Annotated in this window: 2 protein-coding genes; both read right to left on the bottom strand. The window is 41.6% G+C overall.

Annotated features, from left to right (window positions below; genetic code table 11):
* Positions 1-28: 28 nt before the first annotated feature.
* Positions 29-844 (bottom strand): IS3 family transposase, encoded by an 816-nt coding sequence (locus CDH51_RS19930; protein WP_100630333.1) that lies wholly within the window; start codon positions 842-844, stop codon positions 29-31.
* A gap of 2 nt (positions 845-846) precedes the next feature.
* The gene (gene tnpA / locus CDH51_RS19935) at positions 847-1,224 is read right to left on the bottom strand and encodes an IS66 family insertion sequence element accessory protein TnpA (protein ID WP_026947032.1); all 378 of its coding nucleotides are present in this window, start codon (positions 1,222-1,224) and stop codon (positions 847-849) included.
* Between the last annotated feature and the right edge of the window lie 56 nt (positions 1,225-1,280).

Here is a 1,280-nt window from a genome sequence, read left to right on the forward strand (position 1 = left end):
TGCTCTTTCCGCTAAAAAGTTGGACTAGTTAAGCAGCGATTTTAAAGTTATAAAATTCATTTGGTGTTTTCATTTCTAAAGCGGAATGTGGTGCATATGTATTGTATTCATTCATCCATTTCTGTATTTGATTGAGTACGGTTTTTGGATTATCCAGGCAGCTCTCATAGACGTAATCTCGTTTAAATGTAGCATTGAAGGCTTCACACATCCCGTTTGATTGTGGGGAATAGGTTGGAGTATTACAATCGATTATATTCCAGGATTTCAAGCTGGCTCTGAGCTTTTTTTCAATGAATTCAGGTCCATTGTCATGTAAAAACTGAAGTGTATCCGGATCAGGCAAGTTCTCTCCAAAGCGGGCATGTAAAGCTTCCTGAACCATTAATTCAATATCAACTGCCTGCATATGTTTTCCTGCTTTCCAGGCGATGATGGACCTGTCACAACAGTCCAGAAGAAAGGCCACCCGGAGCTTTTCCCCATTCCAGCATTTAATCGAAGTGATATCACTAGCCCATCGCGTATTAGGTATTTCCACTGCTATCTGCCCTGTATGGGTTCTGCTGCTGCCTCTGGTTCGGTGTCGGGTAATCAACAACCCTTCTTCCTTCATGTAGCGATGCACCATGTATTTGGTTACATTGAGCCCATAATCCCGTTTGAGCAGCGCCTTGACCCGGGGTACCCCATAAGTGGATTTCTTTGCCGTGATTTCTAAAACAGCCAGTTTCATCTGCTCACATAGTTCTTTTCGCGCTGTCCTTTTTCGTTCAGGATAGGGTTTTGCTTTATAATATACAGAGGATTTGGCTACTCCCAGTGTCTTGATAATCCTATTCATGCTTACTCCGAATTCCCTGGATAACGATTCAATTTCTTGTTTCGAAGTTGATCCATCTCTAACTTTTTTTTTAGGATCTTAATATCCAAAGTAGATTCCCCGAGAGCCTTCTTGAGCTCCTCATTCTCTTTTCTAAGCATTTCCAATTCAGCTTTGGAATGTAGGTCACCTTGATTTTTGATACTCATAATGGCTCCTGATTTAGCAAGTGTACGCCAGCTATACACCTGACTGGTGATCAGCCCGTGTCGGCGACAATATTCAGGACAAGATAAGCCAGAACTTTCCCAATCTTCTACAATAAAGGCTTTTTGTTGTGAGGTCAGTAGCTTACGGCCACTGGATGAAAGTCGTGCGTTTTTAATTAAGTCTTCGATCATTTTGTTCCTAAGTTTAGGCAACAAAACTGGTCCAGTTATTTAAGCGGTTAAGAACA

This window comes from Algoriphagus formosus (assembly GCF_002807035.1).
Taxonomy (GTDB): Bacteria; Bacteroidota; Bacteroidia; order Cytophagales; family Cyclobacteriaceae; genus Algoriphagus; species Algoriphagus formosus.